The 25,060-nt window shown below is 60.7% G+C and carries 22 protein-coding genes; 7 read left to right on the top strand and 15 right to left on the bottom strand.

The annotated features are described in order from the left end of the window. Positions 1 to 92: 92 nt before the first annotated feature. From OA90_RS09170 to OA90_RS09160, 3 genes are all read left to right on the top strand, one after another. A complete protein-coding gene (locus OA90_RS09170) occupies positions 93 to 1,100 on the top strand; it encodes a KpsF/GutQ family sugar-phosphate isomerase (protein ID WP_068409652.1) in 1,008 nt (335 codons plus the stop codon). A 171-nt stretch (positions 1,101 to 1,271) separates the two neighbouring features. Continuing rightward, positions 1,272 to 2,039, top strand: a complete 768-nt coding sequence (locus OA90_RS09165) for a MotA/TolQ/ExbB proton channel family protein (RefSeq protein WP_068409650.1) — start codon at positions 1,272 to 1,274, stop codon at positions 2,037 to 2,039. 65 nt (positions 2,040 to 2,104) lie between these two features. Then, entirely contained in the window at positions 2,105 to 2,959 is an 855-nt protein-coding gene (locus OA90_RS09160; RefSeq protein WP_068409648.1) for a flagellar motor protein MotB, read from the top strand. 30 nt (positions 2,960 to 2,989) lie between these two features. Here the strand turns inward: OA90_RS09160 and OA90_RS09155 are convergent, their stop codons facing one another. From OA90_RS09155 to OA90_RS09105, 11 genes are all read right to left on the bottom strand, one after another. Continuing rightward, positions 2,990 to 3,445, bottom strand: a complete 456-nt coding sequence (locus OA90_RS09155; RefSeq protein WP_082836929.1) for an NfeD family protein — start codon at positions 3,443 to 3,445, stop codon at positions 2,990 to 2,992. Further along, positions 3,442 to 4,428 (bottom strand): SPFH domain-containing protein, encoded by a 987-nt coding sequence (locus OA90_RS09150; protein ID WP_068409647.1) that lies wholly within the window; start codon positions 4,426 to 4,428, stop codon positions 3,442 to 3,444. Before OA90_RS09150 ends, OA90_RS09155 begins: the two co-directional genes overlap by 4 nt. 226 nt (positions 4,429 to 4,654) lie before the next feature. Continuing rightward, positions 4,655 to 5,746, bottom strand: a complete 1,092-nt coding sequence (hemH, locus tag OA90_RS09145; protein WP_068409645.1) for a ferrochelatase — start codon at positions 5,744 to 5,746, stop codon at positions 4,655 to 4,657. Between the two features lie 205 nt (positions 5,747 to 5,951). Continuing rightward, the gene (locus OA90_RS09140) at positions 5,952 to 7,190 is read right to left on the bottom strand and encodes an AMP-binding protein (RefSeq protein ID WP_068409644.1); all 1,239 of its coding nucleotides are present in this window, start codon (positions 7,188 to 7,190) and stop codon (positions 5,952 to 5,954) included. Between the two features lie 30 nt (positions 7,191 to 7,220). Then, entirely contained in the window at positions 7,221 to 8,075 is an 855-nt protein-coding gene (locus OA90_RS09135) for an ABC transporter ATP-binding protein (protein ID WP_068409642.1), read from the bottom strand. A 61-nt stretch (positions 8,076 to 8,136) separates the two neighbouring features. Further along, positions 8,137 to 9,468: an ABC transporter substrate-binding protein gene (locus OA90_RS09130; RefSeq protein ID WP_068409640.1), complete on the bottom strand. Its 1,332-nt coding sequence runs from the start codon at positions 9,466 to 9,468 to the stop codon at positions 8,137 to 8,139. 119 nt (positions 9,469 to 9,587) lie between these two features. Beyond that, entirely contained in the window at positions 9,588 to 10,664 is a 1,077-nt protein-coding gene (locus tag OA90_RS09125) for a branched-chain amino acid ABC transporter permease (protein ID WP_068409638.1), read from the bottom strand. A 10-nt stretch (positions 10,665 to 10,674) separates the two neighbouring features. After that, complete coding sequence (locus OA90_RS09120) at positions 10,675 to 11,628, bottom strand: branched-chain amino acid ABC transporter permease (protein WP_068409636.1); 954 nt, start codon at positions 11,626 to 11,628, stop codon at positions 10,675 to 10,677. A gap of 16 nt (positions 11,629 to 11,644) precedes the next feature. Then, positions 11,645 to 12,472, bottom strand: a complete 828-nt coding sequence (locus OA90_RS09115; RefSeq protein ID WP_068409634.1) for an ABC transporter ATP-binding protein — start codon at positions 12,470 to 12,472, stop codon at positions 11,645 to 11,647. After that, entirely contained in the window at positions 12,469 to 14,454 is a 1,986-nt protein-coding gene (locus OA90_RS09110; RefSeq protein WP_068409633.1) for an AMP-binding protein, read from the bottom strand. The genes OA90_RS09115 and OA90_RS09110 overlap by 4 nt, the downstream gene beginning before the upstream one ends. A 715-nt stretch (positions 14,455 to 15,169) precedes the next feature. Further along, complete coding sequence (locus OA90_RS09105) at positions 15,170 to 16,177, bottom strand: LLM class flavin-dependent oxidoreductase (protein ID WP_068409632.1); 1,008 nt, start codon at positions 16,175 to 16,177, stop codon at positions 15,170 to 15,172. Between the two features lie 152 nt (positions 16,178 to 16,329). Between OA90_RS09105 and OA90_RS09100 the strand changes: the two genes are divergently transcribed. Next, positions 16,330 to 16,968, top strand: coding sequence for a VOC family protein (locus OA90_RS09100; RefSeq protein ID WP_068409631.1), 639 nt, complete (start codon positions 16,330 to 16,332; stop codon positions 16,966 to 16,968). A gap of 36 nt (positions 16,969 to 17,004) precedes the next feature. On the opposite strand, the gene OA90_RS09095 is transcribed toward OA90_RS09100, so the two are convergent. The 4 genes from OA90_RS09095 to OA90_RS09080 all read right to left on the bottom strand — a co-directional run bounded on the left by OA90_RS09095 (position 17,005) and on the right by OA90_RS09080 (position 20,979). Then, positions 17,005 to 17,922, bottom strand: a complete 918-nt coding sequence (locus OA90_RS09095; protein WP_208986048.1) for an alpha/beta fold hydrolase — start codon at positions 17,920 to 17,922, stop codon at positions 17,005 to 17,007. Between the two features lie 153 nt (positions 17,923 to 18,075). Next, complete coding sequence (locus tag OA90_RS09090) at positions 18,076 to 18,846, bottom strand: ABC transporter ATP-binding protein (protein ID WP_068409630.1); 771 nt, start codon at positions 18,844 to 18,846, stop codon at positions 18,076 to 18,078. Beyond that, positions 18,840 to 19,904, bottom strand: coding sequence for an iron ABC transporter permease (locus OA90_RS09085; RefSeq protein WP_068409628.1), 1,065 nt, complete (start codon positions 19,902 to 19,904; stop codon positions 18,840 to 18,842). Before OA90_RS09085 ends, OA90_RS09090 begins: the two co-directional genes overlap by 7 nt. Before the next feature lies 1 nt (position 19,905). Continuing rightward, positions 19,906 to 20,979 (bottom strand): ABC transporter substrate-binding protein, encoded by a 1,074-nt coding sequence (locus OA90_RS09080; RefSeq protein WP_244274573.1) that lies wholly within the window; start codon positions 20,977 to 20,979, stop codon positions 19,906 to 19,908. Between the two features lie 189 nt (positions 20,980 to 21,168). On the opposite strand from OA90_RS09080, the gene OA90_RS09075 reads away from it, so the two are divergent. The 3 genes from OA90_RS09075 (at position 21,169) to OA90_RS09065 (ending at position 24,962) form a co-directional block, all read left to right on the top strand. Next, positions 21,169 to 21,978 (top strand): class I SAM-dependent methyltransferase, encoded by an 810-nt coding sequence (locus tag OA90_RS09075; RefSeq protein WP_068409625.1) that lies wholly within the window; start codon positions 21,169 to 21,171, stop codon positions 21,976 to 21,978. A 287-nt stretch (positions 21,979 to 22,265) separates the two neighbouring features. Continuing rightward, on the top strand, positions 22,266 to 24,221 hold the full coding sequence (locus tag OA90_RS09070) for a PAS-domain containing protein (protein ID WP_208986047.1): 1,956 nt from the start codon (positions 22,266 to 22,268) through the stop codon (positions 24,219 to 24,221). A gap of 18 nt (positions 24,222 to 24,239) precedes the next feature. Next, on the top strand, positions 24,240 to 24,962 hold the full coding sequence (locus OA90_RS09065) for a response regulator transcription factor (protein WP_208986046.1): 723 nt from the start codon (positions 24,240 to 24,242) through the stop codon (positions 24,960 to 24,962). The last annotated feature ends 98 nt before the right edge of the window (positions 24,963 to 25,060 follow it).

Genomic DNA, 25,060 nt, shown 5'->3' with positions numbered 1-25,060 from the left:
TCGTTTAAATCCATTTAGAAACTGACAGCTTCTTGATCCCGAGCAGGGAGTAGCCTAGAGCTAAGGTAACAGGAATAAAAAGATCGCATATTATGACAAATCCTTTGCTCGACCCTATCGATGACGTGGACATGACATCGCTCTGCCTGGTTTCCGCCGAGCGCACGCTGGAAACGGAAATCGCCGGGTTGAGTGCGGTGCGTGCCGCATTGAAAAACGGTCTTGCCGGGCCGTTTCAGCAGACATTCGATCTCATTCGCAACAGCAAGGGCCGCGTCATTCTGACAGGCGTGGGCAAGAGCGGACATATCGGCGTCAAGCTTGCCGCCAGCCTGGCGTCCACCGGGACGCCCGCTTTTTTTGTGCATGCAAGCGAGGCGAGCCACGGCGATCTGGGCATGATCACGGAAAGTGACGTCGTCCTTGCGCTTTCCTGGTCCGGGGAAACCCAGGAGCTTGCAAGCATCGTCAGCTATACGAGGCGCTTCAAGGTTCCGCTGGTCGCCATCACGTCGCGCCAGGACAGCACCCTGGGCCGTTCGGCCGATCTGGTCCTGAAACTGCCGAGCGTGGCCGAAGCCTGCCCGCACGGGCTTGCCCCGACGACATCGGCGCTCATACAGCTCGCGATCGGCGATGCGCTCGCGGTGGCGCTTCTGGAAGGCCGCGGCTTCACGGCACAGGATTTCCGCGTCTTCCATCCGGGCGGCAAGCTCGGTGCGAGCCTGAAAACCGCCAAGGACATCATGCATTCCGGCGACCGGATGCCCCTGGTGTCCGCCTCCGCCCCGATGAGCGAAGGCATCGTTCTCATGACCCAGAAGGGATTTGGTGTCCTGGGTGTCACGGACGAATTGAAACAGCTCATCGGCGTCATCACCGACGGTGACTTGCGCCGCCACGTCTCTTCCAATCTTCTGGAAAAGACTGCCGGTGAAATCATGACCCAGGCTCCGAAATCCGTGTCGCCAACCACGCTGTCCGCCACCATCCTGGAACTGGTGAACAGTCTGGCGATCACGTCTGTGTTCGTCGTTTCGGACGGTCGTCCGGTCGGCATTGTCCATTTGCACGACCTGCTGCGGATCGGGGCCGCCTGATCTCTCTCCCCGACGGCGGTATTTTCTCCGTAAAAATGCCATCACGTCCGGAAAAAGTTACTTTCCGGCGTCAGAATGCGTGCCGCATTAGGATTTGATTAGCCATAGGCCTCTTACACTGCGTCCAAGTTTCAAAGGCCTTAGAGCCACAGACCTTGGTGTGTGTACAGAATGGATCTGGCGACCCTAATTGGAATTGTTGGTGCCTTCGGCATCGTCATTACCGCAATTTTCATTGGCGGCAGTTTCGGGCAATTCGTCGATGTTCCTTCGATATTGATCGTGATTGGCGGCGGCCTCGCGGCAACGCTCATCAGGTTTCAGCTCTCGGACATAGCCACCGCTTTCGTGACCGGTTTCAAGGTTGCCCTCGCCGGCGCCGGAGCAAAACCTCGCGACCTGATTTCGGAAATCACCAATCTTGGCGAGATCGTTCGCAAGTCCGGCCCTCTGGGGCTGGAAAATGTCGATGTATCCGATCCGGTCCTGGCAAAGGGCGTTCAGTACATCGCCGACGGTTACGAACTTGAGTTCATCAAGGAGTCCATGGAGCGCGAGCGCGACCTTCAGCTCTCGCGGCTCGCCGAAGGCAAGCGCGTCTTCAAGGCGCTGGGAGATTCCGCACCGGCATTCGGCATGATCGGCACGCTGGTCGGTCTTGTGCAGATGCTTGCGAATATGGACGACCCGGCCGCCATCGGCCCGTCCATGGCCATCGCGCTTCTGACCACGCTCTATGGAGCGCTCATTTCGAACATCATCTGTCTGCCGCTGGTGGACAAGCTGGATGCGAAGTTCGATGTCGATGAACTCAATCAGACCCTGATCATCGACGGCGTATGCCAGATCCGCGAATCCAAGAGCCCGGCGCTCATCAAGGAAATGCTCGTGGCCTATCTTCCGGAAAAAATCCGCGCGGAACTGGCGGAAGCGGCTTGATGCCGACTGCAATTGACAGAGATTTATTCAAAACCGCTGGCATGAAACAGCAAGGACTCTAGGCAATGGCGAGGAAAAAACCACAAGGTGGAGGCGGCGCGCCTGACTGGCTGGTGACATTCGCCGACCTGATGTCGCTGCTTGTGTGTTTCTTCGTTCTGATTATTTCCTTCTCCATCCAGGACAAGGAAAAGCTTCAGGTCGTCGCAGGGTCCATGCGCGAGGCCTTCGGGGTGAAGGATACCGCCCGTAAAACCGGCATCATCGAAGTCGAGGGCATACCGATCCGCGACTACATGAAGGATGTCAGTCAGGTCGATCAGGAACTGGATTCCGATTTCGCCCAGGAGCGCCACGAAAAACGGGAGGCGCAGGGCCCGGAAGCAAATACCCACGACACGCTGGAAGCCGAGATCGAAAAACCCCGGCAATTTGCGACGGCGGCGGCATCCTTGCGGCAGGCCTGGCAGGAAATGCCTGAAATCACGGAGATATCCAGCAACATCATTCTGGAAGAATCCGATGAAGGGCTGAACATCATGCTGGTCGATCAGGACGGGCGCTCGATGTTCCGGGAAGGGTCGAAATATCCCTATGAAACCACCCGCCGCCTGATTGCCAAAATGGCTCCGATTCTGGCGCAGATGCCCAACCGCATCGAAATTTCCGGCCATACGACGTCCGGCCAGATGACCGCCGATCCGAGTTATACGGGCTGGGATCTATCAAGCGAACGCGCGAATATCGCGCGGCAGATCCTGTCCGAATACGGCGTTCAGGAAGATCAGTTCTACGCGGTTATCGGAAAGTCGGACACGGAACCGCTTTTTCCAAACGATCCCTATCTTGCAGCCAACCGGCGGATCGGCATTCTCCTGAAATCGGAAGAGCCGCCCTTACCGGTAGGTCACAACCCATAGGATACAGGCTCGGCACCATCGCCTTGAACGTCACTCGGCTCGAGAGACGACCAGCCGTGCGCCATCGATCGCATCGACACGCACCTTTGTGCCTGCGGGAAGGTCCGGACCGGTAACCCGCCAGATCGTATCGTCGATGGAGAGGTTTCCCGCCCCTTCATTCAAGGGCTTGGTGAGCGTGAATTCCCGGCCGATGTAGCGGCTGCCCCTTTGATTGAGTCCCGGATCGCCTTTTTCGGATGACAGCCGGGCCATCAGACGCCGGCCGATCAAAAGGCTCACCAGCGACAGCACCAGAAACAACCCGACATGGACCTGCCAGCCGAAGCCGAAGGCCAGCGCCACGACACCGACAACCAGCGCCGAAACTCCGAACCACAGGAAGATCGTGCCCGGAGCCAGGATCTCCAGCCCCAGCAGGATGAGCCCCAGAACAAACCAGCTCCAGGGGCCCAGATAAGCGATGATGCTTTCCGTCAGGCTCACGCGTTTTCTCCGTCGGAACCGCCTGTATCGGGAATGCCCGATGCGCTCTTGTCAATACGCCTGTCGTCGCTGAAAGCTTCCTTGGCGATTTCCCCGATCCCGGAGAGAGCGCCAAGCAGCGACGTTGCCTCCATCGGCAGGATCAGCGTTTTCTGGTTTCGCGATGTGGCAAGTTCCTTGAAAGCCTCAACATATTTGTTGGCGACGAAGTAGTTGATCGCCTGAATATCCCCGGCCGAGATTGCCGCACTGACCATCTGGGTGGCCTTGGCTTCCGCCTCTGCCTCACGCTCACGGGCTTCCGCGTCGCGAAACGCGGATTCACGCCGGCCTTCGGCCTCAAGGATCAGCGACTGCTTTTGACCTTCCGCCTTGAGAATTTCCGACTGGCGTTTTCCTTCAGCCTCAAGAATGGAGGCACGCTTCTCGCGTTCCGCCTTCATCTGCCGTCCCATCGCATCGACCAGATCGCGTGGCGGATTGATATCCTTGATCTCGATACGGGTGATCTTGATGCCCCAGGGTTCCGCGGCAGCGTCGACGACGCGCAGGATCTGAGCGTTGATCTCGTCCCTGTTCGACAAAAGACTGTCCAGGTCCATCGACCCCATGACCGATCGAATGTTGGTCATGGTCAGGTTCAGGATTGCGTTCTGCAGTCCCAGAACCTCGTAAGACGCCCGCGCCGCATCGAGCACCTGATAGAATGTTACGCCGTCAGCCGTAACGCTCGCGTTGTCGCGGGTGATGACTTCCTGCGAGGGAACATCCAGCACCTGTTCCATCATGTTCAGCTTGTGGCCGACCTTGTCGATGAACGGAATGATGAAATTCAGACCGGGCATCAGGGTCTTCCGGTATTTCCCGAAGCGCTCGATCGTGTAGTTGAAGCCTTGTGGAACTGTCTTGACCCCGGCGAAGAACACCAGAACGACAAGCACCAGGAGGGCAATCAGGAAAATATCAAATCCCGCGAGTGGCATTAAAAACTCCCATAAGCTCTTAAAATAGAACAGGCATTATGCGCATTTTCAAGACGCTGTACCAGCGCATTTCCCGAGACAGGCAACATCGCCAGGCAATTGCCGCGATCGCAGCACGAGTCTGAAGACCGATCGCCACAAACGTGTGACGATCATGACCCTTCCGGAGTTTCACTCGAGGCGTTCAACACGTGAATTGCGCGCACTGACGACGCCCGGTTTCGGATCAGATCCAGCCGCCAAGTTCCCGGCGCACAACATGCTCGATCACTTCCATACCCAGGTCGCTCTCGTTGAGGCACGGGATATGGCTGAAATTCTCGCCGCCGTTTTCTTCAAAGATCTCGGCCGCTTCCCCGGCGATTTCCTCAAGCGTTTCGAGACAATCGGCAACAAAGCCGGGATTCATGACGGCGATATTCCTTACCCCGTCCTTTGCCAGCTGTTCCACGGTCTTGTCCGTATAGGGCTGCAGCCATTCCTCCGGACCGAAACGCGACTGGAACGTGACGCGAAGCTTGTCTTCGTCCCAGTCGAGCACGTTGCGCATCAGGCGTGTGGTTTTCATGCAATGGCAGTGATAGGGATCGCCGCGTTTGAAGTACGACTGGGGAATACCGTGATAGGAGGTCAGGACCACGTCCGGCGTAAAGTCCAGGCCCTCCACATGCCGCTCGACGGACTTCGCCAGCGCACGCACATAGACAGGATCGTCGTGATAGGGCGGCACGGTGCGAATGGCCGGTTGCCAGCGCATGTCCAGCAGCGTCCGGCACACCACGTCGTTGACCGTCGCCGTGGTGGCCGCCGCGTATTGCGGATAGAGCGGAAACACCAGGATACGGTCGCAACCCTCCTCCTTGAGCGCCTTCAGCCGGTCCGGAATGGAGGGCTGACCGTAGCGCATCGCCCAGTCGACCTTCAGACGGCCGCCATCGTCGCCCAGCATTTCGCCCAAGCGGTCGGACTGGTTGCGTGTGATCGTACGCAGTGGCGACTCGTTCTTCTCGTGGTTCCAGATTTCCTCATAGGCCTTGCCGGATTTACCCGGACGGGTCATCAGCACGATGCCGTAAAGGATCGGATACCAGATCGCCCGCGGCCACTCGATAACACGCTTGTCGGAGAGGAATTCCCGCAGGTAGCGGCGCATGGACCGGTAATCTGTGCCGTCCGGTGTGCCGAGATTGACCAGCAGAACACCTACCTTGCCGCTTTTGACGACCGGGTGGCCCTGAGGCAGACGGACATTCCGATACTCTCCGGTCAGATCGGACGCCGGATCTTGTGCCGGGCTGCGAGGTGGTTGAACGGTCATGGGTGGGGATTATCCTGAATTTTTTGACGCTGTGCCGCTTTACATAGTTCAGGCCGGGACGAAGGCCAATGCGGCAAAGAGCATACGCCCGAAAATTCACGCGGATCACAGACAACAAGCCTTTTGTATTGGACAGCGCAAGCGGCAGCACCGCAAGCAGTCAAGCTGCCGCTCATCCTTCGAGACGCGCCTTGGGGAGTGTTGGTCAGCCGTATTCCCGTTCGTCGGCGATCACCTTGCCGTCGTTCGGCAGACCACCGGGAGAGACAAGCTGCACCTCCCCTTTCAACCGGGTCACTTCCTGCAGTGTGGCCGCGATCCGTTCGGGAAGGCCGTTGCCTGTCTCGTCGGTTTCCACCGCAAGCGTCATTGCGTCCATTTCTCCCAGCCGGCTCACCGCAAGACGCGCCTTGTAGATTTCCGGATGCGCCGACACGATCTGCGCAATCTGCGCCGGATCGACGAACATGCCCTTGACCTTGGTACGCTGGTCCGCGCGGCCCATCCAGCCGGCAAGCCGCATGTTCGTGCGCCCGCAGGGCGACTGGCCCGAAATAATCTTGGAAAGGTCTCCCGTGGCAAACCGGATCAGCGGGTAAAGACTGTTGAAGTTGGTCACGACAAGTTCACCCACTTCGCCTTCGGCAACCGGCTCCCCGGTTCCCGGACGGACGATTTCAACGATGTAGTCCTCGTTGACAACCATCCCCTCCCGGGCTTCGCTCTCATAGGCGATGACGCCGAGATCCGCCGTGGCATAGCACTGGCCGACAGCGATGCCCTGCGCTTCGTATTCCGCGCGCAGCGAGGGAAACAGAGCGCCGCCGGAGACGAGGGCCTTTCGGATGGAAGACATGTTCCGGCCCTGCTCGCGCCCCCGGTCCAGAAGCACCTTGAGATAATCCGGTGTTCCGACGAACCCCGATGGGCCAAGGATCTCCACGGCTTCCGCCAATGTGTCCGTGTTGCCGGTCCCGGCCGGAAACACCGTGCATCCGAGCGCGATCGCCCCGTGATCCAGAATGAAGCCGCCTGGCGTGAGGTGATAGGAAAACGCATTCAGGACCACATCGCCCTTGCGGAATCCTGCCGCGTGAAGACTGCGCGCGCCGTTCCACGGGTCAAGCCCGGGAGCCTGCGGTTCCCAGATCGGGCCGGGAGACATGAACACCCTGGCGGCGAGAGAGAGATCGCCCGCCAGAAAGCCACCGAAAGGCGGGTTGGCGCGCTGATTTTCCAGAAGCGCGGATTTGCGCAGGATCGGCAACTTGGCGAGGTCCGCCCGGTCCTTCACGGAGCCGATTTCGTGACCGTCCAGCTGCGCCGCCCAGGCCGGAGAATTGGCGACCGCATGGGCCAGCAGGTCAGGCAATCTTGCAAAAAGAGCCTGCTCGCGCTGAGCCGGTGCCTGCCGCTCGCGCGCGTCGAACTGAGTGTCGCTCATGGTTGTCTCCGCCTGTAAGAACCCGATAGATCAGGCCAGCCAGCGCTTCCGCCGCTTGTAATGTTTGACGTTTCGGAACGACCGGCGGCCTTCGCCGCCCACGCCCAGATAGAATTCTTTCACGTCCTCGTTCTCGCGCAGCGCCTTGGCGTCGCCGTCCAGAACAATGCGGCCGGATTCCAGAATGTAGCCATAGGTGGCGTATTTCAGCGCGACGTTGGTATTCTGTTCGGCCAGCAGGAAGGAAACGCCTTCGTTCTTGTTGAGCTGACGGACAATCTCGAAGATTTCCTCCACCAGCTGCGGCGCCAGACCCATGCTGGGTTCGTCGAGCAGGATCATCTTCGGACGGCTCATCAGGGCACGGCCGATCGCGCACATCTGCTGTTCGCCACCGGAGGTGTAACCGGCCTGGCTTTGCCGGCGTTCGCGCAGACGCGGAAAATAATTGTAGACCATCTCAAGGTCGGCCTTCACCGCGCTGTAACCGTCCTTGCGTGTATAGGCTCCGGTGAGCAGGTTCTCCTCGATGGACAAATGCCCGAAACAGTGCCGGCCTTCCATCACCTGGATACACCCCCTGCGGACCAGGTCATTGGGCGAAAGCGCCTGGACTTCCTCCCCCTCGAACACGATCTTTCCCTTGGTCACTTCGCCGCGCTCCGCCCCAAGCAGGTTGGATACCGCCTTGAGGGTCGTTGTCTTGCCCGCGCCATTCGCACCGAGAAGTGCCACGATACCGCCCTTGGGAACCGTCAGCGAAACGCCTTTCAGCACCAGAATGACGTGATCGTAGATGACCTCGATATTGTTGACCGTCAGGATCGTTTCGGCCGCTTCCGCCGCCGTGTCAGGTCCGTTCTGTTCGATATCCGCTAGTGTCATTCCATGCTCTCCTGAGAGGCTCCGCCGCGCGCGTTTCACGCGCGGCGGAGCAGACTGCCGATCAGTTCGGGCAGGGTTCGGTGCGTGCCGGCCAAGGAGCGTTCTTCTCCGCGTACTCCTTCGCGGCGGCCTCAAGCAGCGGACGGACAAGGTCGGTCATCGGCTCGATCCAGTCGGACGCCTGTTGCCACTTCTCGCCGTTCCACTGCTGGATGAAGACCGGATGGCTGCCGGCATGATCTTCGCAGGTCACCTTCATCGGATGGGCGAAGCCTTTCAGACCCAGCTCTTCGAGGCGGGCCTCGTCGAGATCGAGGGCTTCCAGACCCATCCGCATGTCCTCACCGGTGATGACCTTCTTGCCGGTCAGCTCCTGCGCGGTGCGAATGCCCTCCGCGATGATGACGGAGTTCAGGACGCCCCGGTTATAGAGCGTTCCACCAACGGAAGCCGCGTCCGTGGAGGAGAGGCCCGCGTCGATGACATGCTTCTGGATGTCGGCGAGTGCCGGGAAGTCGCTGCCGACACCGGAAAAGTTCATCGCCTTGTAGCCCTTGGCGCCTTCGCCGCCTGCTGCCGCGTCATCGTCGCCCGCTGACCACCAGACACCGATGAACTTGTCCATCGGGAAGCGGATCTTGACGGCTTCCTTGATGGCGGTCGGGTTCATCGCGCCCCAGCCCCACATGACCATGTAGTCCGGACGGTCGCGCCGCACGTTCAGCCACTGAGAGGACTGGTTCTGCATTTCGGCGCCCGGCACCGCATATTGCAGCAGTTCGAAACCGTATTTCTCGGCAAGCTGCTCCAGAAGCGGGATCGGCTCGCGGCCGTAGCCGGCATCCAGGAAGATGTAGCCGATCTTCTTGCCCTTGAGGTTCTCAAGTCCGCCTTCCTGCTCGCCGATATACTTGATCACCACCGACGCGCCATCCCAGTAGGTATCCGGAACGTTGAACACCCAAGGGAAGACGTTGCCGTCCGCGGCGGCCGAGAGGCCGTAGCCCATCGACAGGACCGGGATCTTGTCGACACTGGCTTTCGGGATCAGCTGCAGCGTGATGCCGGTGGAATACGGGTTATAGACAAGAGCGCCCTTGCCCTTGGTGGCCTCATAGCACTCGACGCCTTTCTGGGCATTGTAGCCGGTCTCGCATTCTTCCAGCTCAAGCTTGACACCACCGATGCCGCCATCGCGCTCGTTCAGCATTTTCAGATAGTCATGCATGCCGTTGGCAATATGGATGCCGGACCCGGCATAGGGTCCTGTGCGGTAGGTCAGCAGCGGTACGTAGTTGCTGTCTTGCGCCTGGGCCACCGGCGCCATGACACCGGTCAGACCGACGCCGAGCGCAACGGCCGCTCCGATCGCGAGTTGCTTGAAGTCTTTCATGTTTTTCCTCCCATACGGCGCAATCAATAAACGCCGCCGGACCTGTTGCGCCATTCCTCACCGGCCTGGTCCAGGGTCCGGATGGCGTTACGAAAAGACTGGCAGTCCCAGGCCTTGACCTAGTAAGGGAACGGCCAGACCCTGAGCTTTTGTTTTGCGATCTGCCAGAGCCGCGCAAACCCGTGCGGCTCGACAATCAGAAAGAAGATGATCAACGCACCGACAATCATGAAGGTGGCGTGTTCGACGGTTTCCGCAGCGATATCGATGCCCAGCAGACCGGGAACGAATTTCAGCAGCACCGGCAGGATCCAGATGAACGCCGCCCCCATGAACGCGCCGCCCAGACTGCCGAGTCCGCCCAGAATCACCATGAACAGGATCTGGAAGGACAATCGGATTGAATAGGAAGACGGTTCCGCCGCGTTCAGCCAGAAGAACACCATCATGGCGCCTGCGACACCGCAGATATAGGACGACACCGCAAAGGCCATCAATTTGGTTCGCAGAGGCCGCACACCCATCAGTTCGGCGGCGATATCCATGTCGCGGATCATCATCCACGAGCGGCCGATCCGTCCGCGCAGGACATTCGCCATCAGAAAAGCAATCCCGGCGGTGATGCACAGCACCACGAAATAGCGGGTGATCGGTAGCGCTTCCGCGCCGGTGACGATAAAGCCGAACATTTCCCGGCGCGGCACTTCGATCGCGCCGGAGGCATTGTAGTTGTAGAGCCACGGAATGCGGATGAAGCACCATTCCAGGAAGAACTGCGCCGCCAGCGTCGTCACGGCCAGATAAAGCCCCTTGATGCGCAGGCTCGGCAGGCCGAACACCGCGCCGATGGCGGCGGAGAAGACCCCCGACACCAGCACCATGACGATGACATTGGCATCCGGAAAGATGGACGTCAGCTTGTAGGCCGCATAGGCGCCCACGCCCATGAAGGCCCCTGTCCCCAGTGACAGCTGTCCGCAATAGCCCGTCAGAATGTTCAGCCCGATCGCCGCCAGAGCGAACACGAGGAACGGGATCATGATGGAGGTCAGGAAGAAATCATTGGCAAAGGCGGGAATGACCGCAAAGGCAATGATAAGGATGACGGCAATGCCGATCCGGTCCTGCAGGATCGGGAACAGCGCCTGATCCGCCTTGTAGCTCGTCTTGAATTGTCCGGCTTCGCGATAAAACATGTAAGGCTCTCTAAATCCGCTCGATGATGCGTTCGCCGAACAGGCCCTGCGGCCGGAACAGAAGGAAGACCAGGGCGATGATGTAGGCGAGCCAGGATTCGATGCCGCCACCGACGAGGCCGCCCCAGTAAAGCTCGCCGATCTTTTCGCCGAAGCCGATGATCAGGCCGCCGACGATGGCGCCCGGGATCGATGTGAAGCCACCGAGTATCAGCACCGGCAGTGCCTTGAAGGCGACGATTTCCAGGGCGAAGGACACATCGGAACGCGCGCCCCACATGATGCCTGTCGCCAGCGCCACCAGCCCTGCGGCGAACCAGACGATCGCCCATATCTGGTTGAGCGAGATGCCCACCGACAATGCCGCCTGGTGATCGTCGGCCACGGCCCTGAGCGCCCGACCGATACGGGTCTTGTTGAAGAAGATGCCGAGTGCGGTCACCATGATCACGGCGATAACGGCCGCCGCGATGTCGATATGCTGCAGGATGATCAATCCGCGCTCGCCGATCTCGAACGCCGTCGAGCCGGTCGGCAGGCCAAGTTCCTCGGTGATCATCTGCTTGGGCTCACCGCCGAAGACGAACTCGCCGAAACCGACGAGAAAATAGGTCAGCCCGATGGTCGCCATCAGCAGGATGATCTCCGGCTGGTTGACCAGCGGCCGCATGACGATCCGTTCCACCCCGTAGGCCAGGATGCCCATCACGATGACGGTCAGGACCAGGGCCATATAGGCCGGCACGCCGTTTTCGTGAAAGCCAACCAGCGTCAGCCCGGCGAACACCACCATGATGCCCTGTGCGAAGTTGAAGACGCCGGACGCCTTGAAAATCAGCACGAAACCGAGCGCGATCAACGCATAGAGAATTCCCGCGACGAAGCCTTCCCACAGCACCTGCAGAAAGAAATCCGGCATGTCGTACATTTGTACGAAGGGATCGATGAATATGTCGTAGAGCATGACGTTACCCCCTTCGTTAGTGACTGACGCCGAGATAGGCATCGATGACGGCCTGGCTGGCCTGAACCTCTTCGGGGGGCCCGTCCGCGATCTTCTTGCCGTAATCGAGCACGACCACCCGGTCGGAAAGATCCATGACGACGCCCATGTCGTGTTCGATCAGGGCGATGGTGGTGCCGAATTCCTGATTCACATCGATGATGAAACGGCTCATGTCTTCTTTTTCTTCCAGGTTCATGCCTGCCATCGGCTCATCGAGCAGCAGCAGCTCCGGCTCCATGGCAAGCGCCCGGCCGAGCTCGACCCGCTTTTGCAGACCGTAAGGCAGCCGGCCGACCGGCGTCTTGCGGATCGCCTGGATTTCCAGGAAGTCGATGATATCCTCGACCCTCTTGCGGTGTTCGATCTCCTCGCGCTCCGCCGGACCGCGCCACAGGACCTGCCAGAAAAAGTTGCGATGCATTTTCAGGGTCCTGCCGGACATGATGTTGTCCAGCGTCGTCATGCCCTTGAACAGCGCCACATTCTGGAAGGTGCGGGCGATTCCCTGGCTGGCCGCCTCATAAGGCTTCATCTTGCGCCGGACTTTTCCGCGCCAGGTGATGGTGCCTTCCTGCGGATGATAGAAGCCGTTGATGACGTTGAGCATGGAGGTCTTGCCGGCGCCGTTTGGCCCGATGATCGCCCGGATCTCGCCCTTGCGGATATCGAAGGAGATATCGGTGATCGCCTTCACTCCGCCGAAGGCCAGCGACACGTTGTCGACCCTGAGCAGAACCTCGGGCTCTCCGCTTGCATCAGGGCCCGCCGGCGTCAATGCCTCGTCGGCAACAAAAGCGTTCATTCGGCGGCCTCCCTGCTGGCCGTTCCGGCGTCATGGAAAGCCATGTCGCGGATCTCGACCGTCGCCTCGATCGCGCCCTTGCGGCCGTCCTCGAAGGTCACTTCCGTCTTGACGTACTTGCTGGCCGAGCCATCATAAAGCGCCTCGATCAGGGGCCCGTAGCGCTCAGCGATGAAACTGCGGCGCACCTTCTGGGTCCGTGTCAGTTCACCGTCATCCGCATCCAGTTCCTTGTGCAGGATCAGGAAACGCCTGATCTGGGCGCCGGCCATCATCGGCTCGCGCGACAGGTCCCGGTTGACCTGTTCCACATGGCTTTCGATCATCGCGTAGACATCCGGATGCGCGGCCAGTTCCTGATAGGAGGCGTAATTGACGTTGTTGCGTTCCGCCCAGGAACCGACGGCGGTCAGATCGATGTTGATGAACACCCCGACCCGGTCCCGCTCGTGACCGAACGCCACGGCTTCCTTGATGTTGGGGAAGAACTTGAGCTTGTTCTCGATATATTTGGGCGCGAACAGAGCGCCGCCCGTCAGCTTGCCGACGTCCTTGGCCCGGTCGATGATCTTCAAATGACCGTTGTCGGCAATAATGCCGGCATCGCCCGTATGCACCCAGCCATCCGCCGTCTTGGTTTCCCCGGTGGCCGCGTCGTTCTTGAAATAGCCGACGAAAACCCCCGGCGAACGATACATGACCTCGCCGCTTTCGGCGATCTTGAGCTCCACATCCGGCGCAGGCTTGCCAACCGTGTCGGCGAAGATCTCGCCATCCGGCTGCAGGGTGATATAGACGCTGGCTTCCGTCTGGCCGTAAAGCTGTTTCAGATTCAGGCCGAGCGAGCGGTAAAACTGGAAGATCTCCGGCCCGATCGCCTCCCCGGCGGTGTAGCCGACCTTCATGCGGGTGAGGCCCATACGGTTCTTGAGCGGGGCGTAGACGAAGAACTCGCCGAGCCGGTACAGCAGCCGGCCTTTTAGCGAAACGTCTTCGCCGTTGAGGATCTTCTCGCCAAATTTGCGCGCCACCCCCATGAAGTAATCGAACATGGCGCGCTTGGCCTTCCCGGTATCTTCCATGTTGACCATGATCATCGTCAGCATGGTCTCGAAGACCCGCGGCGGCGCGAAAAAATAGGTCGGCGCGATCTCGCGCCTGTCGACATCGATCGTGTCCATGCCTTCCGGGCAGTTGACGCAGTAACCGGCCGTGAAGGCCTGGGCGAGCGAAAACACATGATCGCCGATCCAGGCCATCGGCAGATAGGCGAGCACTTCCTCGGTCTCGTCAAGTTGGTCGAACTCATTGCCGTTGCGCGCCGAGATCACGAGATTGTCGAAGGACAGCATGACGCCCTTGGGGCGGCCGGTGGTGCCCGACGTATACAGCATCACGGCAATGTCCGAGCCCTTGCCGGTCGCGAAACCCTGTTCCCACTCGACCTTGAGAGACGCGAACTGGCCTTGCAAGACGCGCCCCTTGTCCTGGACCGATGCGTAGCTGTGGAGGTGGCTGTGATCGTAGTCGCGCAGGCCGCGCGCCTCGTCATAGATCACGTGTTTGAGCGACGGCACTTCTTCCGACATGGACAAGAGCTTGTCGACCTGCTCCTGATCTTCGACGATCGCGAAGACGACTTCCCCATGGCCAAGCACATAGGCCATTTCTTCCGCGACGCTGTCGGCATAGACCGGCACCGGCACCGCCCCGATCGCCTGTGCGGCAACCATGGCCCAGTAGAGCCGCGGCCGGTTCGCTCCGACAATTGCGATCTTGTCTCCGGCCTTGAGGCCGAGCGACTGCAACCCGATGGAAAATGCGCGGATTTCTTCTGCCACCTCGGACCAGGTCCAGCTCTGCCAGATCCCGAAATCCTTTTCCCGGAACGCTGTCCGGTCCCCGAACACCTGCGCGTTGTGCAGCAGAATTTTCGGAAAGGTGTCCTCCCCACGCGCTGACGCGCTGGCCGACCCAACCATATGTCGTTTCTTCCCCTGAAGCATCCCGCGTTCGAAGGAGCACGGACCAGACGCTTCATCCATTCTTGTGCGATCAGATTTTGCGCACCCGGAAACCAGGTGCGGGCTGATCTCGTTTTTATCCCGATCAACTTATCTGCGCCCATTGCATGACCGCAGGTTGATCTCTGAAAGTGCCCCGGTTTTTCCGGGATCGTTTCCTGCCTGCCCATGAAACGCCCTGCCGCCGCAACCTTCAACCGGTAATTTGCCGGAAGTTGCGCAACAGCCCGTTTCACGGCCGACGACAGGAAGCTAGGGGTCCGGATTTGCAGCAGTATGTTTCAATCATGTCGAATTGTTGCAATTGCGCTGCGGGTGCGAAGGGGTGGGAGGAGAAGGCGCGGGGAAAGGCAGGTTTGAACATCAACCGGCGAAGCGGCCTTTCCCGAAGGTCCGCTAGGCGGTCGTTGTCGGTCCGGGACAGACATCAAACACCTGTCCACCCTACCTCTGCGCCGTGACTTCAGATCGGTCGCTTGCTGGTTTTCGGGTCGGCCTGAAAAGCTGTCGTTCGCGGCAAGATGCACCAAGGGCGACTGTGCGGGTATTCCGTTGAAAAACCCGATGGTTTGGCGATTTTGAATGGGACGCTGATTTCGAGCAATCCAGGTCTTTGTCATGCAGGACAGCCGGTTTGCTGAGCCGAGCAAAACCAGCGGCATGCACCTCCGGCTCATGCCACCTTTGACACCTCGCGCAAGTCCGCCAGGACCTCCGCCGCGATCTCGAACGAGCGCACCCTTGCCGCCGGATCGTGCATCATGCCCGTCACCATCAGTTCGTCCGGCCGGTGGGTTTCGATCAGGCTCTGCAGCCGGTCCCTCACGGTAGCCGGCGACCCTGTCGCGGAACAGGACAGGGCGTGGTTGACCTGCGCCATCACCGGCGCGGGGATCTCGGTCGAAAGATCATCCGTTGGCAGGGGCAGCGTGCCGGGGCGGCCGTTGCGCAGACGGGCGAAGGCGAGGATCTGCGAGGAGCGCAGGTAGGTAGCCTCTTCATCGGTCTCCGCCGCGCAGACGCCTGCCGCCATCATCGCATAGGGTTCGGCAAGCGTTTCGGAGGGCTGGAACGAGGAGCGGTAGATCGAGAGCGCTTCTTCCAGCATGTCCGGGGCGAAATGCGAGGCAAAGGCATAGGGCAGACCCAGATAGGCGGCAAGCTGCGCGCCGTAAAGGCTTGAACCAAGGATCCAGACCGGCACATGAGTGCCCTCACCCGGGATGGCCCGCACGGAAGAACCTTCCTCCGCGTCGCCGAAATAACCGATGAGTTCCGCCACATCCTGCGGGAAACTGTCCTCCGGCGCCATGTGCCGGCGCAGCGCCCGTGCGGTTGCCATGTCGGTGCCCGGCGCGCGGCCCAGGCCGAGATCGATCCGGCCGGGATAGAGCGTTGCCAGTGTGCCGAACTGTTCGGCTACCACCAGCGGCGCGTGGTTGGGCAGCATGATCCCGCCGGCACCGATGCGCAGGGTGCTCGTGGCCGCCGCGACATGGCCGATCACCACGGCGGTAGCCGCGCTGGCGATGCCGGGCATGTTGTGATGTTCGGCCAGCCAGTAGCGATGATAACCGGCCTTCTCCGCCGCACGGGCCAGATCGACCGTATTGGCGAGGGCATCGGCGGCAGTCTTGCCTTCCGGCACCGGCGACAGATCGAGCAGTGAGAAATTTTTCATGAAAAGCTCCTTGCTCCGGAGCTATTCATCCGCAGCGGCCAATGCAAGGGCCGGAACGGCATTTACTGAAGATCAGAACGGTCTCCGCTCTGGCCAGAGGCATTGCAATGGGGTCATATCTCCTTGCCCTGCCGCCCTGGAGTCCACCGCGAATGCTCAAGTTTGACCACATCACCGTGATTGCCCCGACACTTCGTGAAGGAGTCGCCCATGTCCGCGACTGTCTGTCTCTCGACGTACCATTCGGAACCCGCCACCACTACATGGGCACCCACAATCACCGGCTTCAGCTTGGCAACGGAGTCTATCTGGAAATTGTCGCGCTCGACCCGGACGGCAGAGCACCCGGACGGGCGCGCTGGTTCGGTCTGGACGATCAGGAGGCGGTGAGACAGGACTGGGACGAAGGCAGGCGGCTGCGGGGCTGGGTTGCAGCAACGAATGATCTGAGAGCGATTGTCGCGACACACGGGGCGGTCTTCGGCAGCGAGGTTCCCTTGCCGCCGGAAAATCCGGCCTTCGCCTTTACCATCCCCGAAAACGGAACGCTTCCCGCCGACGGCGCCCTGCCTTCGCTGATCGACCATCGCGACGACCCGACGTCGATGGAGGACATACCCGAATTGGGCGCACGCCTTCGTACACTTACGCTCGAGCATCCGGATCCCGCCGCCATCGAAAAGCTTTACCGCGTCCTTGCGGTCGATCGCCCGCCCAGGATCGTGAAAGGCCGCGAAATCCGCTACCGGGCTCAGATCGAAACACCGGCCGGTGTGAACGAGCTGACCTGACCCGATCACAGCATCGAATGGTTGACGCTCTCCACCCTAAGGTTTCGAAAACTCTTCCAGAAACCGGACGATGCCCGGCACAAGATCCTCATGCAGGGGAAGAGTGCGGTCTGTGTAAGTGGCGGCAGGCTGCCCCGCCACATCGGCCTTGAGCATATGGGTTGCACCTGAAAGGACCAGCCGCTGCGCCTGTGGCAGCGCGGTTTGAAGCAGGTCGGCATCCACCATGCGAACCTGCACATCCGCATCGCCCTGAACGATCAGCGCGGGCCCCTGCCACTTCGCGGCGATGGCTGCCGGATCATGGGAAAACAGGTCGATCATGTAACGCTGCAATCCGGTGGAAAAAAGCGGCCGCAGGATCGGCGATAACTGTTCCGGATCCTGGTAACGGCCTGCTTCCAGGTCCGCGACGACGGAGCGGAGCTGGGGCAGAATCGGCGCGGCCCCGGGGGTGGCTTCGAACTGCTCGATCATCAGTTGCCCGATGGGTCGTCCCGGTGCCGCCATGAGGACAAGCCCGCACAGGGCCTCCGGCGGTTCCACGGCCGCCACCAGCGCGACAAGGCCGCCTTCCGAGTGGCCGGCAAGCCATACGCAAGGGGCGAGATCGGACGCCTTTTCGACCCAACGCCGGGCATCTTCCGCATAAGCCTTGATGGTCACGTCGTTCGGATCGGACAAGGCGGACGCACTGCCGAAGAACCCGCGCTTGTCGATGCGCAGAGAGGCCACGCCGAGGCGGGACAGGTCTTCGGCAAGCATCTTGTAGCTGTCGGACATCATCCCCATCGACGCCGAATTTCCGTCCCGGTCGGTCGGCCCGGATCCGGGGATGATGACAACGGCGTGATCCGCCCCCTCGACAGCGATCATTTCCGCCTCGAAATGTCCCTGCGGACCGGGGATATGCACGGGCTCGGCCGCAGCCGCTATCGGGAGAAGCAATGACATCAGGCAGAGCGCGCACCTGTTCCTTACGGAACGGCGCATGCCTTCGCCATGTTTGCGATAGAGCATTTGCAGGAGATGGGGACCCATTTGACGTGCTTTTCCTTCTTGCAAGTAAGTAGCTGGCGCGAAGCGGATACTATTGCAGTCGCCTCGTCACGCCGCCGACCGGTCGATAATGATATGCGCCTCACCGCGCGAGCAGGTCTCGATGCGCGCCTCGACCCTGTAGATGTCGCGCATCAGGTCGGCTGTGATCACCTCTCTGCTGGGGCCGGCCGCGACCAGCCTGCCACCTGCGATCACCAGTGTGCTCTCGCAGTAGCGCAGGGCGTGGTTGAGGTCGTGCAGGGCGATCAGCACGAGCATGTTCTTCTGCCGCGCGAGACCGCGCATATAACTCAGCACCTCGACCTGCCGATAGAGATCCAGCGCCGACGTCGGCTCGTCCATCAAAAGAACTTCCGGGTCCCGCACAAGGGCCTGGGCAATGGAGACAAGCTGACGCTGCCCACCGGACAACTCGCCGAGATTGCGAAAGGCGATATCCGTGATCTGAAGCGACGTCAGCAGATGATCGATGGCGGTCAGTTCATGATCGCGCACCCGCCAGCCGCCGCCCTGCTTGGCCGCAAGCAGAATGGATTCATAGACCGTCAGCACCGCATTGGCGCTGGTGTCCTGGGGCATATAGCGGATGGCGTCCTGGGGCGCCGAGCCCGCACCATCCAGATGCACCATGCCCGGCCCGCTCAAAAGCCCGGCGATGCGCTTGAACAGGGTCGACTTGCCTGCCGCGTTGGGACCGATCACCGCGGTCAGTTCACCACCGGCAAGCTCCGGAGTGGCGACGCCTTCGACGGCCAGCCCGGAACCGTTCCGGGCACCGTATTTCGCGCCGAGATCGTCAAGGCGGAGCGCTACCATGAGTTTTTCCTGTCGGCGAAGATGAGCGCGAAAAAGAACGGCACACCGACCAGCGCCGTAATCACACCGATGGGCAGAACCGCGCCCGGCAGCAGCATCTTGGAGACCACCGACGTTGCCGACAGCATCAGCGATCCGCACAGGATCGCCGCGGGCAGAAAGAAACGCTGATCCTCGCCGACCAGCATGCGCGCGACATGCGGCCCGACAAGGCCGACGAAACCGATGGTGCCGACGAAGGACACCGGAATGGCCGCCAGCAGACTGACACCGATCAGGGTCTTCAGGCGCAGCGAGCGGATGTTGACGCCGAAACTTGCCGCCTTGACGTCACCGAGCCGCAGGGCCGTCAGCGCCCAGGAATGGCGGGCGAAGAACGGCACACAGACGATCAGCACCGCGAAGGTGGCTGCGACCTTGGTCCAGGTCGCCTTGGTAAGCGAGCCCATGGTCCAGAAGATCACAGCCGCCAGCGCCTGTTCGGAGGCAAGGTATTCCAGCAGCGACAGCAGCGCGTTGAACGTGAACACCAGGGCGATGCCAAGCAGCACGATGGTCTGCACGCTCACACCCCGGAAGGTGGAAAAGGCATAGATGAACAGCGAGGCAGCCATCGCCATGATGAAGGCGTTGATCGGCACCATATACTGCACGGCAGCCGGAAAAATCGCGACGCCCGCCACCAATCCGAGCGCGGCGCCGAAGCCGGCCGCGGCGGAAATGCCGAGCGTGAACGGACTGGCGAGCGGGTTGGCAAGGATGGTTTGCATCTGCGCACCGGCCAGCGACAGGCAACCGCCGACGGACACCGCCATCAGCGCGATCGGCATACGGATGTCCCAGATAACCACGCGCGTCTGAAGCGCGGCCTCCGACGGGAAAAACAGCGCCGAGAGCACTTCCTCCAGCGGGTAGCGCGCCGGCCCGAGCGCCAGATCGATGCAGAAGGTGGTTGCCAGCGCCGCGAACAGGCCGCAGATCAGAACAATCCGCCGAAAGGCAAGGGCGCGGTAAAGACCGCGCCCCGTCCCTGCTGTAACCGTGTCGGTCACTGGCATGTCAGCCGTCTGTTTTCAGCGACACGAAATAGCCGGGCCGATATTCGACCGGCAGGAAGCGTTCATGCAGCTCCTTGAAGGTCGCATCCGGATCAAGATCGGCAAACAGTTCCGGGTGCAGCCACTTGGCGATCTGCTGGATCGCGACGAACTGGTAGGGGCTGTTGTAGAACTGGTGCCAGATGGCATGAACATTGTTGTCCTGCACCGCCTTGACGCCCGTAAAGCCGGGACGCTCCATGAGATTGGCCAGTTTCGTGGCCGAAACCTCCGGATCCGCACCGCTGCCGACACCCACCCAGTTGCCGCCGGGTACATAAAGTTCCCAGTTGGCGCCGGTTACGATGACGTGGTCCGGGTTGGCCGCGATGACCTGCTCCGGATTCACGGTGCCGAAGGTGCCGGGAATGATGTCTCCAGCCAAGTTCACGCCACCGGCGATTTCCACCATCTTGCCGAAGTTCTCGTTTCCGAAGGACATGCAGCAGTCATCGGAATAGCCTCCGGCCCGCTCCATGAACACGACCGGGCGAGTCAGATCGCTCTGTTCCGCCAGCTTGCCCGTCACCTTTTCAATCTCGGCGGCGCGGAACGCGATGAAGTCCTCGGCCTTCTGTTCCTCGCCGAAGATCTTGCCGATCAGGCGCATGGACGGCTCGGTGTTTTCCATCGGCTTGTCACGGAAGTCGACATAAACGACCGGAATGCCGACTTTCGCCAGCTTCTCGATGTAACCGCCGTCTTCCGTCGCTTCCTTGGCATCGATGTTCAGGATGATGACATCCGGCTCGAGGGCAACCGCCTGTTCGATGTCGAACGTGCCGTTCTTCATGCCGCCGAAAGTCGGCAGGTCGGCCATCTGCGGAAATTTCTCCAGGTACTGGTGATAGCCGTCATTGTCGGCCTTCTCGAAATCGTCCCGCCAGCCGACGACACGTTTGAAGGGCTCTTCGCTATCCAGCGCAGCGGTGAAATAGATCTGGCGTCCTTCGCCGAGAATGACTTTCTCCACCGGAGCCTGAACCTCGACGGTCCGTCCGGCAATATCGGTCACCGTCACGGTGTCCGCGGCCATAAGCTCCGCCGGGAAAAGAACTGCAGCCAACATTGCGGTAGCCGCAAAAACGTTTTCGTATCTCACATCTGCCTCGGATCTGGAATTTAACTTGAGTTTTATACTCTTGTTTTCTCCTATTTTTCCTGAGTATATGAGTCAAGTTCTATCTTCTGGAACGATTCCAAGTCATACAGGGCCAACCCAGACATGAGCGGCACGGGGACGCTGGCGAATTTCGATCTAAGGGAAGAGATCAGGAAATACTGGGGCAAGCGGGCGGAAACCTTCGACACCCAACCCGGCCACGAAATCTTCTCCGAGAAGGAGAGAAACGCCTGGCACGGTCTGTTTCAGCGCCACCTGGGACCGGGAGGCGGCCGCAGGGCTCTCGATCTTGCCTGCGGCACTGGCGTCATCTCCCACCTGCTCGATGAGCTCCAGTTCACGGTGACAGGAATGGACTGGGCGGAGCCGATGCTGGAGCGTGCCCGAGCCAAGGCGCAGGCACGGCAGCGCCCGATCCATTTCCTGATGGGCGACGCCGAACGGACCCTGGAGCCTGCGGACAGCTATGATGTTGTCGCCTGCAGACATCTTGTCTGGACGCTGGTCGACCCTCACGCCGCTTTTCGCGAGTGGTACCGGGTGCTCAAACCGGGCGGCAGGTTGCTGGTCGTCGACGGGGACTTCGTCAACGCAGGTCTGGTCTCAAGGCTCATGGCCGGGCTGTCCCGTATCCTGGAAAAATTGTCTTCGCCAAACCCGGTCCAGACGGCCGGCGGTTCGCCGGACATGAGAGACATGCATCGCAGTATCCTGTCGCGGGTGTATTTCAGCAAAGGCGCCCGCGCGGAAGCAGTGGCAGACCTTCTGGCCGAAGCAGGGTTCTCCAACATCAGAATCGACAGAAATCTGATTGCTGTGAAAAAGGCGCAAGCGCGCGACTTCCCGTTCCTGAAAGGTCTGGAACGGGCGGCCCAGCACCGCTATGCGATCTGCGCGGAAAAGCCCGTGTAACCGATCAGCACTGCTCACACCCTCATCTGTTCAGCCCTTGATATTGAACAACGCCGCCGTCCAGGCCTTGAGCCGGGACCCTCCGGGTATTACAGGCGCTCCTGCTCAAGGCCGGGGCGGAGGACCTGCAGGTAAGAAGCTCCGGCTGGGACATCCGGCCCGGCGCGAATGGTCTTTCAATCCCACGCTTTCCGCAGCCAACCATGCCCCTCCATTCGGACTATGCCAAACCTGTTCAGTCGACCGTCCTTTTGTTCTAGTCTCCCCCCATGGAGGAAACACAGCAGTTGAAGACGCAGCTTGATCTGATGCAGGCCGCGCTCGATCACATCAATCAGGGCTTTTCGGTCTTCGATACGGACATGCGGCTGGTCGCCTGGAACCGCGGACTGTGGGAAATGCTTGATTTTCCGCAGGAGTTGGCGCGGCGTGGCACCCACCTTGAGGAATTCCTTCGGGTAAATGCCGAGCGCGGGGAATACGGGCCCGGCGACATCGAGGGCAAGATCCAGCGGAGACTGAAACGCGCCGAACTGTTCGAACCGCATTATTTCGAACGTATCCGTCCAAACGGCCAGATCATCGCGGTGTCCGGAACACCACTGCCACTGGGCGGTTTCGTAACCACCTATTGGGACGTGACCGAGGACCGGCGCCGCCAGGAAAAGCTGGAGCGCACGGTAGAAGAACGTACCCGGGCGCTGCGGCAGTCGGAGGATTGGCTGCGACTGGTGACCGACAACATTCCCGCCCTGATCGCCTATCTTGCCCCCGGTCCCGTGTTTCGCTTCGCCAATCGCCGCTATGCGGACTGGTTCGGCCAGTCCGTCGCGTCGATCGCAGGCCGGCCCGCGCCGGAAGTCGTTGGCAAGGAACTCTTCAAGATCCTGGAGCCGCATATCAACCGCGCATTCGAGGGCAACGCCGTCAGCTACGAATACGAGCGTGAACGGCCCGACGGCTCCAGCGCCTATATGCGTTCCACTCTTATCCCCGACATGACCCAGGATGGCCGCACGCTCGGGATCTTCGTTCTGTCGCTGGATGCGACCGACCAGAAACAGGCGGAAGCCGCGCTGGTGCAATCGCAGCGCATGGACGCGGTCGGCAAGCTGACAGGCGGCCTCGCCCATGATTTCAACAATCTTCTCGCCATCCTGATGGGCAATCTGCTCAGCCTTGGCCGGATGGACACTCCGATCGCGAAGGAAACACTCGACGCCAAGCTGTCGCCGATGCTCGAGGCCACCAAACGCGGCTCCGACCTGATCCAGCGCCTTCTGCTTTTCAGCCGCGGCAAGGCAATCGACCCGCAGACCGTTTCTCTCGCCCGGGTTATCGCCAGCGCCGGAAGGCTTCTGGAGGGTTCCCTGCCCTCGGCCATCATTCTGGAGACGGAAATCGAAAACCTGGACATTGCCGCTCGAATCGATCCCACCCAGATGGAAACGGCACTGATCAACCTTGCCTTCAACGCGCGCGACGCCATGCCGGAAGGCGGAACCCTGCGCATCGCGCTCACCGAAACCCGTCTTGCCAAGCGGGAAGCCGATGAGCTTGGCGTTTCACCGGGCGCTTATGCGCAGATCGTCGTGGAGGACACCGGCAGCGGCATGGACGCGCAAACCCAGTTGCAGGTTTTCGAGCCGTTTTTCACCACCAAGACCTTCGGCACAGGCAGCGGCCTGGGTCTGTCGATGGTCTATGGCTTCATTCGCCAGTCCGGCGGCGCCATCCAGATCAGCAGCGCACTCGGCATCGGCACCTATCTGACGCTTTACCTGCCGCTGAAACGACTGGAAGCCGGTGACGGCGGAACTCTGGCCGAAACGCGAGGGGCCCGGCCACCCCGCGGCCAGGGCGAACTTCTGCTGCTGGTCGAGGATGATCCCGATGTCGCCAACACCGTGACCGAGCAGTTGCAGAATCTCGGCTATTCGGTCCTGCGCGCCGAAAGCGCGGAGGATGCACGCAGCCTTGCCCTGGACGTTCCGGAACTGCGTGCCGTTCTTACCGACATCATCATGCCCGGACAAATCAACGGCCTGGCGCTGGCCCGTGAAATACACCAGAAACGCGACGACCTCGCCATAGCACTCATGTCCGGTTACGCCGACTGGTCGTCCCTTGCGGGACAGGACACCGGGTGCGAATTTCCGGTTCTGGCAAAACCCTTCGCGGAAGACCAGTTGGCGGACACACTCCACACCATCCTTGCCACGCCACCAGTCGCGGCTTCATAGATGATCAGGGACCGAGCCTTGCAGACACATTCCGAACCGCTGGCGAGACCCACGGTCTTTATCGTCGATGATGAACCGGAAATCGGCAACCTGCTGCTGGACGCCATGACCCAGTTCAATATTCAGGGACAGGTGCTTTCGACCGCCGCACAGATGCTCGACGCGCTCAAATACGACAAGCCCGATGCCTGCATCGTCGATCTCGGCCTGCCCGACATGGAAGGCATGGCCCTGATCAACGAAATCCGCCGGCAATCCTCGGTGCCGATCATCGTTCTCTCCGCCCGAGGCCACTCCAGCGACCGCGTCATGGGCCTGGAACTCGGCGCGGACGATTACGTGGTCAAGCCGTTCGACCCGCGCGAGGTCGTCGCCCGCATCCGCTCCATTCTGCGCCGCGCATCGGGCAGCGAAAAGCCTGCACGAGGTGCGGAACAGGCGCGTTTCGAAGGGTGGGTCTACCAGCCCTCCTCGCACAGCCTGATCTCGCCGGAAGGCGAGGAAACATTTCTGTCCACCGGCGAAGCGACGCTTCTGGAAGCCCTGCTGCGAGCGCCGAAACGGGTTCTGACGCGGGACTACCTTCTGGAACACGGCGGCCGTGACGAGAGCCTCGACCGCTCGATCGACGTGCGCATCTCGCGCATCCGCAAGAAACTCACCCGCAACAACGAACCCGCCCACATCCGCACCATCTACGGTTCCGGCTATATGCTCGCTTGCGATGTGAAGTGGGGGTAATCCCTTCAGGACACGCAACACCTCGGGCGCTGTCCCGGACCTGAGCCGGGATCTTCAATGCAAGGAGAACGGCCCCGGCACCAGGCCGGGGCGGCAAA

The sequence above is a fragment of the Labrenzia sp. OB1 genome (assembly GCF_001624695.1).
Classification (GTDB): domain Bacteria; phylum Pseudomonadota; class Alphaproteobacteria; order Rhizobiales; family Stappiaceae; genus Roseibium.
This window is presented reverse-complemented; position numbering and strand designations above follow the sequence as displayed.

Coding starts and splice junctions, on each gene's coding strand:
- OA90_RS09170 (WP_068409652.1), top strand. CDS start 93: ATGACAAATCCTTTGCTCGACCCTATCGATGACGTGGACATGACATCG.
- OA90_RS09165 (WP_068409650.1), top strand. CDS start 1,272: ATGGATCTGGCGACCCTAATTGGAATTGTTGGTGCCTTCGGCATCGTC.
- OA90_RS09160 (WP_068409648.1), top strand. CDS start 2,105: ATGGCGAGGAAAAAACCACAAGGTGGAGGCGGCGCGCCTGACTGGCTG.
- OA90_RS09150 (WP_068409647.1), bottom strand. CDS start 4,428: ATGCCACTCGCGGGATTTGATATTTTCCTGATTGCCCTCCTGGTGCTT.
- hemH (WP_068409645.1), bottom strand. CDS start 5,746: ATGACCGTTCAACCACCTCGCAGCCCGGCACAAGATCCGGCGTCCGAT.
- OA90_RS09140 (WP_068409644.1), bottom strand. CDS start 7,190: ATGAGCGACACTCAGTTCGACGCGCGCGAGCGGCAGGCACCGGCTCAG.
- OA90_RS09135 (WP_068409642.1), bottom strand. CDS start 8,075: ATGACACTAGCGGATATCGAACAGAACGGACCTGACACGGCGGCGGAA.
- OA90_RS09130 (WP_068409640.1), bottom strand. CDS start 9,468: ATGAAAGACTTCAAGCAACTCGCGATCGGAGCGGCCGTTGCGCTCGGC.
- OA90_RS09125 (WP_068409638.1), bottom strand. CDS start 10,664: ATGTTTTATCGCGAAGCCGGACAATTCAAGACGAGCTACAAGGCGGAT.
- OA90_RS09120 (WP_068409636.1), bottom strand. CDS start 11,628: ATGCTCTACGACATATTCATCGATCCCTTCGTACAAATGTACGACATG.
- OA90_RS09115 (WP_068409634.1), bottom strand. CDS start 12,472: ATGAACGCTTTTGTTGCCGACGAGGCATTGACGCCGGCGGGCCCTGAT.
- OA90_RS09110 (WP_068409633.1), bottom strand. CDS start 14,454: ATGGTTGGGTCGGCCAGCGCGTCAGCGCGTGGGGAGGACACCTTTCCG.
- OA90_RS09105 (WP_068409632.1), bottom strand. CDS start 16,177: ATGAAAAATTTCTCACTGCTCGATCTGTCGCCGGTGCCGGAAGGCAAG.
- OA90_RS09100 (WP_068409631.1), top strand. CDS start 16,330: ATGCTCAAGTTTGACCACATCACCGTGATTGCCCCGACACTTCGTGAA.
- OA90_RS09095 (WP_208986048.1), bottom strand. CDS start 17,922: ATGTCATTGCTTCTCCCGATAGCGGCTGCGGCCGAGCCCGTGCATATC.
- OA90_RS09090 (WP_068409630.1), bottom strand. CDS start 18,846: ATGGTAGCGCTCCGCCTTGACGATCTCGGCGCGAAATACGGTGCCCGG.
- OA90_RS09085 (WP_068409628.1), bottom strand. CDS start 19,904: ATGCCAGTGACCGACACGGTTACAGCAGGGACGGGGCGCGGTCTTTAC.
- OA90_RS09080 (WP_244274573.1), bottom strand. CDS start 20,979: ATGGCCGCGGACACCGTGACGGTGACCGATATTGCCGGACGGACCGTC.
- OA90_RS09075 (WP_068409625.1), top strand. CDS start 21,169: ATGAGCGGCACGGGGACGCTGGCGAATTTCGATCTAAGGGAAGAGATC.